Below are 13,663 nucleotides of genomic sequence, written 5' to 3'. Positions count from 1 at the left end.
GCGCGGCTTGCCCACAAAGGGCCGTCCGAACCCGCTGCTCCGTCAGCTAGCGTCGTGCGTTTCATTCAAGGATCGAAGGAGAAACCGAAAAGCGCCCAGCAACTGGCCCCCGCTGTCCGGATTGAGCGCCACTTGGATCCCGGCATCCCGCAAGCTCCCGGCGAGCAGGACGGCCAGCGGTTCGCTCGAGCCTGTTGGTAGCTTTCCTTCACGAGTCCCGATTTGGAGTTCGGCGCTGAAGGCCGTGAACACGCCCGTGGATCCGACGCCACGTTCTTTGCTGAAGCCCAAGAGCTGAGGTCCGGAAATGTTGTAGAAGTAACCGATTCCCTTGTCCGCTGAGACTGCAAGCAGTGCTTCTGCGTAGGCCTCAACCCGCTGCGTCCAATTCAGCTTCTCGCCGCCGTTGGATTCGATTGCCGAACGGGCGTTGTCCAAGAATTGATGGGCCACCCGCTGATATGCCGCGGCCAGCAACTCTTCGCGACCACCGGGAAAATGGGCATAAAGGGTGGCCCGCGCCATTCCGCTGTCCGTCAGGATCTTGCCCACCGTCACCGAAGAGAGGTCGCTTGTCCCGGTTTCGGCAATCACGGCCAATGCCGACTGGATCAGGTCATTGCGCGTACTCACCTGCCGGCGTTCGCGGAGACTTAGTCGCTTCGCGCTCTCCACTGACATGTGCCCTCCTCAGCCTTTGTGCCACTCCGTTCGCGGCCCACATCTCACCCTACGTCCTTCTCGAAAAAAGACTTGCAGTCCGAAAACTAGACCGCTAGTCTAGTTTTATGACAGCTTCCCTTGCCCCCGGCGTGGCCATGGTCCGTGAGGCCCTTCCAATGTTTGGCATCGACTCCGCAGCGCGAGTTACGTTCATCAAACAACGCGAGAATCAGGTCTTCCGGGTCGAACACGACGACCAGGATTGCGCCGTGCGGATTCATCGGCCCGGTTACCGGGCGGCCGCCGAGATCGAGTGCGAATCGCACCATCTGCGCGGCCTTCGGAAAGCCGGTCTCCTAGTACCAGAGCCCGTTGAAAGTCTCCTTGGCGGCTACACCGTCCCTGTGGACTGCGACCAGCGGTTGGTCTCCGTCCAGCGTTGGTTCCCCGATGCCTTCCCTATCGCAGACTCGTTCCAGGTCTTTACGGGGGCCGGCACTCTGGACCAGAACCACATGCGCGAACTGGGTGCTGTGATGGCCCGCCACCATCGTCACGCAGAATCCACCACCTCGCCGGAATCCCTTCGGAGACCTGTCTGGGACCTGGACGGGCTTTTCGGTCCCGGCGCCCTCTGGGGTGATGGAACCCGGCTGCGGTCCCTCACGCCGGAGGACCGCCTGTCCTTGGCCGAGGCCGCGGAGGCTGCATCGGAAGTAATTGGAGCGCTCGGAAGGGATGGCAGTGTGTTCGGGGCCATCCATGCCGACATGACCTTCGAAAACGTCCTTGCCACCGGCAACGGACTTGTCATCATCGACTTTGACGATTTCGGCGAAGGCTGGTTCGGCTTCGACATCGCCACGGCGCTCTTCTTCGCCACCCCACACGCGAACTACGCCACCCTGGCGGAGGCATTCCTGCACGGTTACGAAAGCGTCCGTGCGCTGTGCTCCTCCGAACGCGACGCATTGGACGCCTTCTTGATTGCGCGGGGCATGAGTTACCTGGGTTGGGCCGCAGACCGTCCAGGGGATCCGGCCAGCGATTTTGCTGAATCCCGGCTGGCCCCTTGGGTGGTCGAAGCGGCAAAAAGATTTACCGGTAGCGGTTCAACCGGGTGGATACACCACGACGATTCATCGGCAACACCCAAAGGAGAAATCTGAAATGACCGCGAACCTGCTGAAACGCCGCTACGAAACACTTGGACCCTACTCACCGCTTTTCTACGATGAGCCCCTGGAATTTGTGGCGGCCCATGACGTCTGGCTCACGGACGCCCGCGGCGAGCAGTACCTTGACGCCTACAACAACGTGCCCCAGGTAGGCCATTGCCACCCCCGGATCATAGCCGCCATGGCTGATCAAGCGAGCCGGCTGAACATCCACACACGCTATCTGAACAACCACGTCGTGGACTACGCCGAGCAACTCCTGGGCACCTTTCCGCCTGAATTAAACAGGGTCTTGTTCACTAACAGTGGCTCAGAGGCCAACGATCTCGCGTTCAGAATGGTCCGGCAGGCTACGGGTGCCTCGGGCGTCCTGGTCTCGGACTTCAGCTACCACGGACACACTTCGTATTTGGCCGGTCTGACCACCGGGCTCCGGACAGGCGAGGCCCTGGCCGCCGAAGTCCGGCCCATCCGCATTCCGGACATGGACCGCACCACACTGAGCGAGCCAGACCTGCTGGCCGCATCCCTTGCTGAAGTAGATGCCGCAATCGAATCCCTCGTCCGTGCCGGTTATGGCCTTGCAGGCTTCCTTTTCGACTCCCTCTTCTCCACGGAGGGACTGAACACCCTTCCGGCAGGCTACATAACTGGCGTCATCGACCGAGTCCACGCGGCGGGCGGGCTCGTGGTCGCTGACGAGGTCCAGTCCGGCTTCGGACGTACAGGAACGCATTTCTGGGGCCACCAGCGGATCGGTGCAGCCCCCGACTTCGTGACGCTGGGCAAACCGATGGGCAACGGTCATCCCATCGGGGGAGTGGTCACCAGCAGTGAAATGCTGGACCGCTTCGGTCCACACAACAACTACTTCAACACCTTCGCCGGAACCCCCGTTTCGGCGGTGGTTGGAAGCACCGTGCTCTCAATCCTCCAGGACGAGCAGCTTCCGGAAAAGGCCACCATCCTTGGGGCGTCAATCAAGGAATCCCTGGAGAAGCTCCGCGCAGAGTATCCGCTTATTGGACCCATCAAAGGAACCGGCCTCTTCTTCGGTTTTGAGGTCTTCGACGACAAAGTCCCGGAAGCACCCTCTGCAGACCGGACCAAACGGCTGGTCGAGGCCATGAAACGCAACCACGTGTTGATCAGCCGTATTGGCCGAGATGACAGCGTGCTGAAAATCCGCCCGCCGCTTGCATTCCGGAGCGAGCACGCGGACCTTCTCCTGGATGCACTGAAAATCAGCCTTAAGGAAGTCTGAACCCGCTGATGCTGGACGCCGGCACCGGTGCCGCTCCCTGCAGCGCCAACCAGCTGACGCCGGAGCTGAGGATGGCGCCGTTGCCCTTGGAGCGGCAGGGCATGTTGACTCCGATGTCGACGCTTGTACATCGTCACCGTGGCGGCTGCCCAACCGCGCCACGATGTTCGTATGAACGCCCCCCTAGGTCCGGTCCACGAGGTGGATGGCGAGCTCTGGGAGCGCGTCTTCCGAATCAACGTCACCGCCCTCATGCCGCCTCACCCCGCGCCGTTGTGCCGCTGAATGCTGGTGGCCGGCACCCAACGCAAGTGGACGACGGCGGGAGGTCCCGCCGTCGTCTTCCCACTCTGTCCTGTTGGTTCAGGGTATTTCCGGCAGGCCTCCAGTGGGAGCCGGTCGAGAGCGGTCGCGTTTACAAGTAGCTCTTGACGCTCGCACGGAGTGCTGCCGTGTGCTCGTAGATCTCTTCCAGTGAGCTAATCGGCACCCGCGTCTCTTCCTTGTTGTCGTCGAAGATGCCGATGTACTTCTGGGTGCGGTTGAAGTGCAGGCGCGCGATCGGCTTGCGGTTGTTGTCGTCCAGCAGCACTGCGAAATAGGACTTGGCGTCCCTCTGCACCACACGGGCGGGCTTGACCTCGCTGCAGACGATGGCCCGCACGATCTGGTAACCCTCAATTTCCTCCAGCGTGGTCTCCAAGCCGTCGGCCTCCGCCAGATCCGCTTCGGCCACAGGTGCGCTGGTGACGCTGGCAGCCACCGTTACGTCCTCAACTTGCGGGAAGGCCGCGCCGCCGAGGGCCTTCTTCAGCCGCTCGTTGACCTGGTCGTTCAGGAACTGCTTGGACGCTTTAGTCACCAACGCGGTGAACTGCTCGCGCACCTTCTGGGTGTAGGGGCCTGTGTACACGCGACCGGTGAGGAACTTAACCCACTCGTCCTCGGGCTCCTTGAATTGTGCCGCCAAGGTCCTCTTGAGTTCGCCGATATATTTCAGTTCGCCTGCCGCGCTGATGATCGAATCGAGATCAAAGACGTCCTTTGACAGCTTTTGCAGCTCCGGAATGAGGGATTCGTCGATGTCGTTCAAATCGAGCACGAGGAACGGCTTGGCGTCCATGCGGTTCGGTGCATCGAGGTCCGTGAAGAATTGGTACACCTCGCCGTTGGTAAGGATGGCGATCCTGGCGTTGGTGACGGCAAAGTACCGGAAAAGCTGGGATGCGTGCTCGATCTTCACCGGTTCCGTGGACTTCTTGCATTCGATCAGGATCTGGACCTCGCCGTCCTTGACGATCGCGTAGTCGATCTTCTCGCCCTTTTTGAGCCCAACATCCGCGATGAACTCCGGAACGACCTCCATGGGGTTGAAGACGTCGTAGCCCAGAATTGTGGAAATGAAGGGCATGACAAAGGCATTCTTTGTGGCCTCTTCCGTTTGGATCACACCCCGCTGCTGGCGCACCTTTGCTGCCAAAGCTGAAAGTTTTTCTGCAAACTCCATTTGTCCCCCTGAGAATTGACGGTGCTGCCAACCGTAGCGCAGCCCTGTGTCAATTTGATGAAGGTAGCCGAAGGGTGAGATTAGGCCCCACCTACGGGTGATCCTGGAGAGGCGCGGGGCGTTCCCGGGGGACAGGGATCTCGAGTCTCACAACAAGGCCGGAGGTAGCTGCATTCTCAAGGGCGACAGTGCCGCTGACCGATTCCGCGGCGGCGGCGACGATTGCCAATCCCAATCCCGAGCCGTTCGCTGTGCCGCGCACGTTCTCTTCCCGCGAGAAGCGGTCGAACGCGTGGGGAAGGAAGTCCGGCTCGATGCCAGGGCCGGTGTCGGTGATGACGGTGATTATGTGGGAGGGTTCCTGCCTGATGGTGGCGGTGATCCTTCCCTTCCCGTCGACGGCGCGGAGGGCATTCGAGAGCAGGTTATCGAGCACCCTCCCGTAGAGGAGGGCAGGCATTGGTGTCGGTACGGCGCGGTCTGCGTTCTCGGGTGTGGTCAATTCGATCTCGACGTCCTGGCCCATGGCGCGGAGCCGGGCCCGGTCGATGGCTTCGCCCGCCTCATCGACGAGGGCCCCGAAGTCGGTGGCCGACGGTGTTGGGCCACCGGCATCCAGGCGGGAGAGTTCCAGCAGGCTTTCTACAAGTTCGGAGAGCCGGGTGGTTGCACGCTCGGCGCCGAGGATATCGGAGTCAATGTTGCTGCGGTCGCCGGCGCGGAGCAGCTCAAGGTGCGCCTGCAGAACCGCCAGTGGTGTGCGCAGTTCGTGGCTGGCATCCGAGACCAGCTGCCGTTCCCGGGAGGCCGATGCCCGGAGGGTCTCGATGAGACGGTTTAGGGTCGCGGCGAGGCCGGTGATCTCATCCCGGGCCGGGCCCACGGGCAGCAAGTCGTCCGCACCGGCCGCGACGATCGCTTCCGCGCTCCGGCGAAGTTGCGTAACTGGGCGGAGCGCAGCTCCCGTCAGAAGCCACGAGGCGGCGCCGAACAGAAGCGTGAGGGCGCCGAGGCCCAAGGTCACCCCCGTGGTGAGGTTGGTGAGGATGAGATCGGATTCTTGCTGGTTGCGGGCCGAGATGATGGTCCAGTTACCGGCGCCGGTCGGAACGGTTTCGACGGCGACCAAGTAGGTGGCCTCACCCGCGACAAGCTGCTGCGGACCGGTGCTGGATCGGTTGATATGAGCCATATTCGAGGTGATGGCCGCAGGCAGCGTCGAAACCTGGCTGGTTCCGGCAGGATCGATGACTGCAACGAGCTGACCCTCGCCGGGATTGTCACGAGGTTCGTTTGGCTCCTGCTCAATGGCCGTCTCGAACTGGGCGGCGTCGCTTTGGAGTACTTCGAAAGCGGCGTTTTGCATAAGGCTCTCGACCTGCTGCCGCACGACGAGGCCAACGGCACCGAAGAACAAAGCGGCCAGCAGCAGCGTGCCCATCGTGATCCGGGCACGGATGGAGAGCCTGTAAAGCGCCTTCACAGGTCTCGCGCAAGCTGGAAACCGACACCTCGTTTGGTGCGCAGGCTCACCCCGGTCGGGAGCGGATCGAGCTTGCGGCGGAGGTAGCTGATGTACTGATCGACGATATTCGAATCTGCGTGCTGAAGAGTTCCCCAGATCTCCAGCAGGATCCGCTCCCGTGGCAGTGTCTCGTCCGCGTTTTGGGCCAAAAAACGCAGCAGCGCGAATTCCTTGGGACTCAGCGGAACTACCTTCCCGCCCGCTCGCACTTCGTGGTCGTGGCTGTCGATGATCAGCTCGCCGACCTCGATCCGGGGACTGAGCGCCAGGCCCTCCCGGCGACGGAGTGCCCGCAGCCGGGCTGCGAGCTCGTTGAAAGCGAAGGGTTTGATGAGGTAGTCATCGGCGCCGGCGTCCAGCCCTCTCACGCGGTCGCTGACGTCGTCCCGGGCCGTGAGCATCAGGATGAAGAGCGCGGGTGACGCCTCGCGCAATCGGCGGCAAAGTTCGAATCCGGACATCCCCGGCAGCATCACATCGAGTATCGCGACGCCGTAGTCCGTTTCTTGGGCCGCGATCAGGGCTGTCAGGCCGTCTTCGATCCAGTGCGCCTCGTAACCTTCGACGCCGAGGCCGCGGGCGAGGAGAGGCCCAAGTTCAGTGTCGTCTTCGACCACCAGCACTCGCACGGGACGGTCACAAGATTCAGCCATGGAGCTATTCTCGCCGAACCGGGCGTCGCGTTGGCACTTCTGGGCACCGCCACGGTGTCCCCTCGGCGTGTCTGTGAGAATTCTCAGACAGGGGCCCTTTTTTCGCAGTTTCACCGGAGCAACGAATGGAAGGGTGCAGTTCATGAGCACCCGAGAGATGACGTCGCCGCCCCCAACCAAGCTTCTGAGCAAGGTTCCCGAGATCACGATCTGGTTCTGGATCATCAAAGTCCTTTGCACCACGGTCGGAGAGAGCTTTGCCGACTTCATCAACGTAGCCCTCGGAGTAGGCCTCGTTGAAACGGCTGTCATTTTCACCGGCGTCACCGCCGTCGTACTCGCCGTGCAGATGAGGCTCCGACGCTACCGCCCGGACACGTACTGGCTCACGGTGGTTCTGCTGAGCATTACCGGAACGCTCTACACCGACCTGCTCACGGACCAGGCAGGCGTACCGCTCTGGATCAGCGCCAGCGTGTTCTCTGTGATGCTCGCTGTGGTCTTCGCCATCTGGTTCGTCAAAGAACGAACCCTGTCCATCCACAGCATCACCACCAGGCCCCGCGAAGCCTTCTACTGGCTCGCTGTCCTCGTGACGTTCGCCCTCGGCACGGCCCTGGGCGACTGGACCCTCGATCTCACCGGATGGGGACCGGGCGCGTCAATTCTGCTGCCCCTCATCCTCATCAGCATCGTCACCGCCCTCTGGCGTTTCGGCGCCAACCCAGTACTCGCCTTCTGGATTGCCTACATCCTCACCCGTCCCCTGGGCGCGAATATCGGAGACTGGCTCAGCCTCACCGCCCCCGAAGGCGGCCTGGGCCTGGGCACGCTCACCACGAGCATCATCTTCCTCCTGGCCATCCTCGCCACCGTTGTGTATCTCTCAATCAGCAAAACCGACACCGTCGAACGCGCATCGGGCAAGACAGCGACTCCAACGCCTCCCGGGCGTCCTCGGACAGCGTTGGGAATCCTGGCAGTTGTCGCGGTCGCCACCATCATGCTCCTCGCCTACACCAGCAGCCTCCCGCACAAGAGCGCCCTCGCCGACGAAAGCCCTGCAAAGAGCTGCACTGCCGGTTCCGTGCCGACCCAGCCTGAGGCCCAGGCGGCAGCGAAAGCAAACTTCCCTGCCGCGAACATGACCGAGTTCCGAACCATTGCCTCCGACACCCTCGCCTTCGTCAAGAAGGGCGACCAGGCCGCAGCCGCGGCCCGCGTTACCGATCTCGAGACCGCCTGGGATGACAACCAATCTGCGCTGAACGCTGCCGACTGCGGTGCCTGGACCTACATCGACAAACAGATCGATCCCGTCTTGTCCGCTGTCCGCGCGCCCACCCCCAAGGCGGCGACCGAACAGACTGCCCTGAAGAACCTCCTCGCAACACTCGGAGGTGCCTGAACAAGACGAGCATCCAGGTGCAGGCGGACGACGGCGGGAGGTCCCGCCGTCGTCTGCTACGTTTACCTGCGCCAAGAGGGCAGGGCAGCACGTTCTAAGCTCACCTTCGGCCCTACCGGGATAACGCCGGACGGCCTATCGTGGTCCCTGCCATAGCCCGAGGGAAAGGAACGACGATGTTCACCCTGCAAATTAGCTACCCGGTCCGGGAGTATGAGGCTTTCAAGAAAGTGTTTGACACGGATCCCGCAGGCCGCGCGGCCTCGGGCGCCCGGTCTGTCCGCGTGTTCCGGGATACCGAGGACGGGAACAGCGTGGCCGTGCTCCTTGACTTCGACACCCAGGACGCCGCGACCGCCTTTCTGGAGAAGTTGCGGACCCAGGTGTGGGACAACCCCGAGGTGATAGGACAGCTGATGACGGCAGCGCCGACCGCCAGGATTCTGGAAGAGGTGGCCCGGGAGGGCCAGGGCGCGGGCTGACCGCTGAGAATCCGGTGGTCCCGCCGGATAAGTGAACCGCAACTTCATCCCGTCCCCGGACGACGGCGGGACGTACCGCCGTCGTCCGCTTTCCGGTGCCCCACTGGCAGGCGGCCTGCGCAGCGCCGGATCCGTCCAAAAATAAGGCAGATTGTGCGATGAGAGCTATTGACTGAAAATTCAGTCAGGACTTATGGTTGATGCAATACATCAATGTGATGTAGCTCACGAAAGGTTTGCCATGATCAGCACGCGCTTCCGCAAAGACGCGGATTCCGTCGGTGCCGCATCCGCGCACAAGGACCGCTTCGGCCGCATTGAGTCGGCCGGCATTGAGTTCATTCCCGACGACCAACGCACCTCCCGCCCCCGGAACCTGTTCACCGTGTTCTTCGGCGGCAACTTCGCCTTCTCCGTCATCGTTTTCGGCTGGCTTCCCATTACCTTCGGCCTGGACTTCGTCGGCGCCGCCACGGCCAGCCTCACCGGTCTCCTGCTTGGTACGGCCCTGATCGCCCCGATGGCTCTGCTGGGGCCACGGACCGGCACCAACAACACCGTTTCCAGCGCCGCACACTTCGGCACCCGCGGAAGGTTGATCGGTTCGGCCCTGACCCTGTTATTCGCCCTTGCGTACGCCGCCATCGCGGTCTGGACTTCGGGCGACGCGCTGGTTGCCGCCGCCGAGCGGCTGCTGGGCGTCCCCGTTGACGGCACCACGCTGGCCATCGGCTACGCCGTGATCTCCGTGGAAATCGTCTTGGTCGCGCTTTTTGGCCACGGCACCGTGGTGGCAATGCAGAAATTTGTCGCCCCGGTGGTCGGCATTCTGCTGCTGGTCGGCGTCGTTGCTTTCGCGCCCACGTTCAGCCCCACCTCCGTACATGCCGACTACCTTCTGGGCGATTTCTGGCCCACCTGGATTTTGGCCGCCGTCATTTCCGTCGGAGGCCCACTGTCCTACGCGCCCACGCTGGGCGACTACAGCAGACGCATCTCCAGGAAACGCCACTCGGACCGTTCCGTGGTCGGCGCCACCTGCCTCGGTGTGTTCCTGGGCCTGTTTGTCACGGCTCTCTTCGGCGCCTTCACAGCCTCGGCCATCCCGGAACTCGGCAGTTCCTACGTTGCAGATCTGGTGAGGTCCGCGCCGGCCTGGTACCTGCTGCCGATCCTCATCATCGCGTTGGCCGGCGGGCTCGGCCAGGGTGTGCTCAACCTCTACGCCAGCGGCCTGGACCTCGAAGCCCTCTTCCCGCGCCTGCGCCGCATCCACACCACGCTGATCACGTCSGTGRTCGCCGTCGGGCTCCTCTACCTTGGAGTCTTCGTGTTCAACGCGGTGGACTCCATCACCGCCATGACGCTGGTGCTCAACGGATTCGCCGGCCCCTGGGTGGCCATCAACGTTCTGGGCTTCCTGGTSGCCCGWCGTGGCAAATACCACGCCGCAGACCTCCAGCTCTTTCGTGCCAACGGACCGCGCGGACGGTACTGGTACAGCAACGGCTGGAACCTCCGGGCCGTGATGCCCTGGGCCATCGGATCAGTCTTCGGCCTGCTGGCCACGGACACATCCCTCTACACGGGCCCGCTCTCGCAGCTCGCCGGGGGAATCGACCTCAGCTTCCTTGGCTCCACAGTCATCGGAGCCGTCGGCTATCTCGCGGCTCTCCGGCTCTGGCCCGAACCGACTGCCTCCCTGGCCGAGGCCGCACCGGAGCGGGGTGAGCACGTATTACTGTCAAACCATGACTGACAAACTAGCCAAGATCCTCACCGCCGCCACCACCTGCATCGCCAGGAACGGSGTCCGGGGAATGCGGGTCAACGACGTGGCAGCAGAAGCCGGAGTTTCWCCGGGCCTCCTGTACTACCACTTCACCGACCGGGCCGGCCTGCTTGCCGCAACGCTTGAACACATCAACAAGCAGGTCAGCAAGGACGACGCCGCCCCCGCCTCCCCTGACGCCGAAGACCGCGCCCGGCACTTCAGGCACCTGCTCCTCGACGAAATCAAGGACGACCCTGATGTCCGCCGGAATTCGGTGGCCTGGAACGAACTGAGGGCCTGCTCCATCTTCGAAAAGGAGCTGGCGGAACCGCTTTCCCGGACAACGGCGGAATGGAACCGTGAGATCGCCCAGGCCATCGTGGCCGCCAGTGAAGGCACCAGCGAGGACGAGGCCGCAGTCACCGCGGAGATCCTCACCAGTTTGGTGGAAGGGATCTCCGGCCGCTGGCTCAACGGTTTCATCACCACAGACCATGCGCGTTCCCTGGTGACGACCGCCATCGACTCACTCACCGCAGCACGCCCGAGTACCTTGCAGGAACCTTCCGRACAGGGTCTGGGCAAATGAACCACCRACCGAACTYTCAATCACTYATMAATCGACGCGATTCCAGCGGAATCCCACGATCATGCAAGGACCCCTAGGGTCCCGTTAGGAAGCACCACCATGGACATCATCGCCAACACCGAACCGCCCGCCTCCTTCGCCCGGARCCAGGAGAGCACCCGCMKGCCCCTCCGCGTGGCCCTGGTSCAGCACCGCTGGCGGGAAAACGCCGCCGAGCTGAGGCAGGTGCTGACCSAWGCYATYGGCAAAGSCGCCGACGCCGGAGCCAGGGCMGTGTTCCTGCCGGAACTTACGCTGTCCAAATATCCGGCCAACGTCCGGGCCGGCAGCAACCCCGCCCRGRATGCCGAGGACCTGCTCAACGGCCCCACSTTCGAGTTCGCCGCCAACGCAGCCCGGAAACACTGCGTCACCGTCCACGCCTCGCTCTAYGAGCGCTCCGACGGAAACGACGGGCTGGGCTTCAACACCGCCATCCTSGTCTCGCCCCAGGGCGAGCTGCTGGCACGCACCCGCAAGACCCACATTCCYGTCAGCGCCGGCTACTACGAGGACACGTACTTCCGCGCCGGWCCGGCCGTCGACGCYTACCCCGTGTACCGCCCCGCGGAACTGGACGGGGCCGCCGTCGGACTCCCCACCTGCTGGGACGAATGGTTCCCGGAGGTCGCCCGGCTATATTCGCTGGCCGGCGCGGAAATCCTGGTCTACCCCACGGCCATCGGCTCGGAGCCGACATTCCCSGAGTTCGACCACCAGCCGCTGTGGCAGCACGTGATCACRGGCCACGGCATCACGAACGGSACGTTCATGGTGGTCCCCAACCGGACCGGCGACGAAGGCGACATCAACTTCTACGGTTCCTCGTTCATYTCCGATCCCTACGGCCGRGTMCTGGTCCAGGCSCCGCGSGACCGGGAAGCMGTCCTGGTAGCCGACCTYGACCTGGACCAGCGCAAGGACTGGCTGGACCTGTTCCCGTTCCTGACCACGCGCCGCCCCGACACCTACGCCGAGCTCACCCGGGAMGTCGATTTTGACCGCCCGTACGGGGCRGTCTCCGCCAAGCAGACCGCGGACCAGCCATGAGCTGGATGATGCCGAGCGAGACGGCCCGCCAGGAAAAGGTCTGGATGGCATTTCCGCCGGAGMGWTCCTCGATAGGKCACACCGCGGAAGAAACCCATGAGGCCCGCACGGCGTGGGCAGCCGTGGCACATGCTGTGGCGGAATTYGAGCCGGTCACCATGGTGGTGGACCCGCCRGACATGRCGGCCGCACGGACCTATCTTTCGGCTGSCATTGACCTCGTGGAAGCGCCCCTCGACGACGCCTGGATGCGGGAYATCGGGCCCACATTCGTGACCGGCSACGACGGCCGGCTGGGCGGGGTGGACTGGGTCTTCAACGGCTGGGGGCAGCAGGACTGGGCMACCTGGGGCAAGGATTCCGARGTCGGCGCGGAAGTGGTGAGGCTRGCCGGGGCGGAGCTGCTGGACAGCCCGCTGGTYAATGAAGGCGGCGGGATCMAGGTGGACGGTCTGGGCACCGTRCTGGTCACCGAGACGGTGCAGCTGGATAAGTTCCGRAACCCGCGCCTGAGCAAGGCGGACGTCGAAGCCGAGCTGGCCCGCACCATCGGCGCCACGCATGTCATCTGGCTGCCRTGTGGGCTGACYCGTGATTCGCAGGAACTCGGAACCCGCGGACACGTGGACATCGTGGCYGCTATCCCRTCRCCGGGTGTGYTGCTGGTCCACTCCCAGCGCAACCCACTGCACCCGGACTTCCAGATCACTGCMGATATCATTGCGATGCTCGCCGGGACCCGGGATGCGCAGGGCCGTGCCTGGGAAATCGTGGAGGTACCGGCCCCGGACACGCTGCGCGACGARCTCGACTGGGTCGACTACAGCTACATCAACCATCTGGTGGTGAACGGCGGCGTCATCGCCTGCAGTTTCGACGACCCCGCSGACGCGGGAGCCCGCCGGATCCTGGAGCAGGCGTATCCGGGCCGCGAAGTWGTGATGGTCGATGCCCGCCCCATCTTCGCCCGGGGCGGCGGCATCCATTGCATCACCCAGCATCAGCCGGCCRTCTGACCGCGGCAGCTATAWAGCCCGCTGCTGTGGGCGACGTGCACGTCGCCCACAGCAGCGGGCTATCTTCGCCATCACGGTGCGGGCTGCGCGGCCGATCCCGAATCCGAGGGAACCGCCGGCGCSGAGGTCGGTTCGGTCACGGGGGAAGGCTCCGGGCTCTGTCCGGCGTCGGGTGCGAGGTCTGCCGGCGGGGTGTCGCTTGCTCCGTTAGCTCCCGGCGCTTCAGTTCCGGCCGCCCCACTGCCCACGCCACTGGGGCTACCGTCCGTAGTCAGGGCACCCGCTTTGCCAGCGCCTTCCTTGACTTGCCCAGGCACTTCCGCCGGGTTCCCGGGCGATTTGTCTGTCTCGTTCGGGACAGCCGGATTGCCGCTAAATGCTTTCCCCAGCGTTGTTGTGTGCCCGGTGGCACCGCTGTCGATGCTCGACGTCGACGAGACAAGGCTGGAGATGGGCCGATTGGTTCCGAATTCGACCGCCGTGACGCCGACCATCGCGATAACGAATGCGGCGGC

Annotated in this window: 12 protein-coding genes; 8 read left to right on the top strand and 4 right to left on the bottom strand. The window is 63.5% G+C overall.

Going from position 1 to position 13,663, the window contains the following annotated elements:
* Positions 1-42: 42 nt before the first annotated feature.
* On the bottom strand, positions 43-681 hold the full coding sequence (locus tag AC1DEY_RS15145) for a TetR/AcrR family transcriptional regulator (protein ID WP_476868657.1): 639 nt from the start codon (positions 679-681) through the stop codon (positions 43-45).
* 107 nt (positions 682-788) lie between these two features.
* Here AC1DEY_RS15145 and AC1DEY_RS15140 point away from each other — a divergent pair, with 107 nt between their 5' ends.
* Positions 789-1,832, top strand: coding sequence for a phosphotransferase enzyme family protein (locus AC1DEY_RS15140; RefSeq protein ID WP_476868656.1), 1,044 nt, complete (start codon positions 789-791; stop codon positions 1,830-1,832).
* A gap of 1 nt (position 1,833) precedes the next feature.
* Positions 1,834-3,105, top strand: coding sequence for an aspartate aminotransferase family protein (locus tag AC1DEY_RS15135; RefSeq protein WP_476868655.1), 1,272 nt, complete (start codon positions 1,834-1,836; stop codon positions 3,103-3,105).
* 415 nt (positions 3,106-3,520) lie between these two features.
* Here AC1DEY_RS15135 and AC1DEY_RS15130 read toward each other — a convergent pair whose 3' ends face one another.
* The 3 genes from AC1DEY_RS15130 to AC1DEY_RS15120 form a co-directional block, all read right to left on the bottom strand.
* Entirely contained in the window at positions 3,521-4,612 is a 1,092-nt protein-coding gene (locus AC1DEY_RS15130) for a type I restriction endonuclease (RefSeq protein ID WP_476868654.1), read from the bottom strand.
* Positions 4,613-4,703: 91 nt separating this feature from the next.
* Positions 4,704-6,095, bottom strand: coding sequence for a sensor histidine kinase (locus tag AC1DEY_RS15125; RefSeq protein ID WP_476868653.1), 1,392 nt, complete (start codon positions 6,093-6,095; stop codon positions 4,704-4,706).
* Positions 6,092-6,790, bottom strand: coding sequence for a response regulator transcription factor (locus AC1DEY_RS15120; protein ID WP_476868652.1), 699 nt, complete (start codon positions 6,788-6,790; stop codon positions 6,092-6,094). The genes AC1DEY_RS15125 and AC1DEY_RS15120 overlap by 4 nt, the downstream gene beginning before the upstream one ends.
* A 142-nt stretch (positions 6,791-6,932) precedes the next feature.
* Between AC1DEY_RS15120 and AC1DEY_RS15115 the strand changes: the two genes are divergently transcribed.
* From AC1DEY_RS15115 to AC1DEY_RS15090, 6 genes are all read left to right on the top strand, one after another.
* A complete protein-coding gene (locus AC1DEY_RS15115; RefSeq protein ID WP_476868651.1) occupies positions 6,933-8,198 on the top strand; it encodes a COG4705 family protein in 1,266 nt (421 codons plus the stop codon).
* Positions 8,199-8,374: 176 nt separating this feature from the next.
* Positions 8,375-8,680 carry a hypothetical protein gene (locus AC1DEY_RS15110; RefSeq protein ID WP_476868650.1) on the top strand — a complete coding sequence of 102 codons (306 nt, stop codon included), beginning with the start codon at positions 8,375-8,377 and terminating at the stop codon, positions 8,678-8,680.
* Between the two features lie 241 nt (positions 8,681-8,921).
* On the top strand, positions 8,922-10,439 hold the full coding sequence (locus AC1DEY_RS15105) for a purine-cytosine permease family protein (protein ID WP_476868649.1): 1,518 nt from the start codon (positions 8,922-8,924) through the stop codon (positions 10,437-10,439).
* Positions 10,432-11,043, top strand: a complete 612-nt coding sequence (locus tag AC1DEY_RS15100) for a TetR/AcrR family transcriptional regulator (protein WP_476868648.1) — start codon at positions 10,432-10,434, stop codon at positions 11,041-11,043. Before AC1DEY_RS15105 ends, AC1DEY_RS15100 begins: the two co-directional genes overlap by 8 nt.
* Positions 11,044-11,142: 99 nt before the next feature.
* Entirely contained in the window at positions 11,143-12,132 is a 990-nt protein-coding gene (locus AC1DEY_RS15095; protein ID WP_476868647.1) for a nitrilase-related carbon-nitrogen hydrolase, read from the top strand.
* Positions 12,129-13,148 carry an agmatine deiminase family protein gene (locus AC1DEY_RS15090; protein ID WP_476868646.1) on the top strand — a complete coding sequence of 340 codons (1,020 nt, stop codon included), beginning with the start codon at positions 12,129-12,131 and terminating at the stop codon, positions 13,146-13,148. Before AC1DEY_RS15095 ends, AC1DEY_RS15090 begins: the two co-directional genes overlap by 4 nt.
* Positions 13,149-13,663 lie beyond the last annotated feature (515 nt).

The organism is Arthrobacter sp. 05T47 (genome assembly GCF_056395825.1).
This window is presented reverse-complemented; position numbering and strand designations above follow the sequence as displayed.

What these genes read in the sequence shown, in the direction of transcription:
- AC1DEY_RS15110 (WP_476868650.1), top strand. Translation starts at nt 8,375, where the DNA reads ATGTTCACCCTGCAAATTAGCTACCCGGTCCGGGAGTATGAGGCTTTC.
- AC1DEY_RS15120 (WP_476868652.1), bottom strand. Translation starts at nt 6,790, where the DNA reads ATGGCTGAATCTTGTGACCGTCCCGTGCGAGTGCTGGTGGTCGAAGAC.
- AC1DEY_RS15140 (WP_476868656.1), top strand. Translation starts at nt 789, where the DNA reads ATGACAGCTTCCCTTGCCCCCGGCGTGGCCATGGTCCGTGAGGCCCTT.
- AC1DEY_RS15135 (WP_476868655.1), top strand. Translation starts at nt 1,834, where the DNA reads ATGACCGCGAACCTGCTGAAACGCCGCTACGAAACACTTGGACCCTAC.
- AC1DEY_RS15145 (WP_476868657.1), bottom strand. Translation starts at nt 681, where the DNA reads ATGTCAGTGGAGAGCGCGAAGCGACTAAGTCTCCGCGAACGCCGGCAG.
- AC1DEY_RS15130 (WP_476868654.1), bottom strand. Translation starts at nt 4,612, where the DNA reads ATGGAGTTTGCAGAAAAACTTTCAGCTTTGGCAGCAAAGGTGCGCCAG.
- AC1DEY_RS15115 (WP_476868651.1), top strand. Translation starts at nt 6,933, where the DNA reads ATGAGCACCCGAGAGATGACGTCGCCGCCCCCAACCAAGCTTCTGAGC.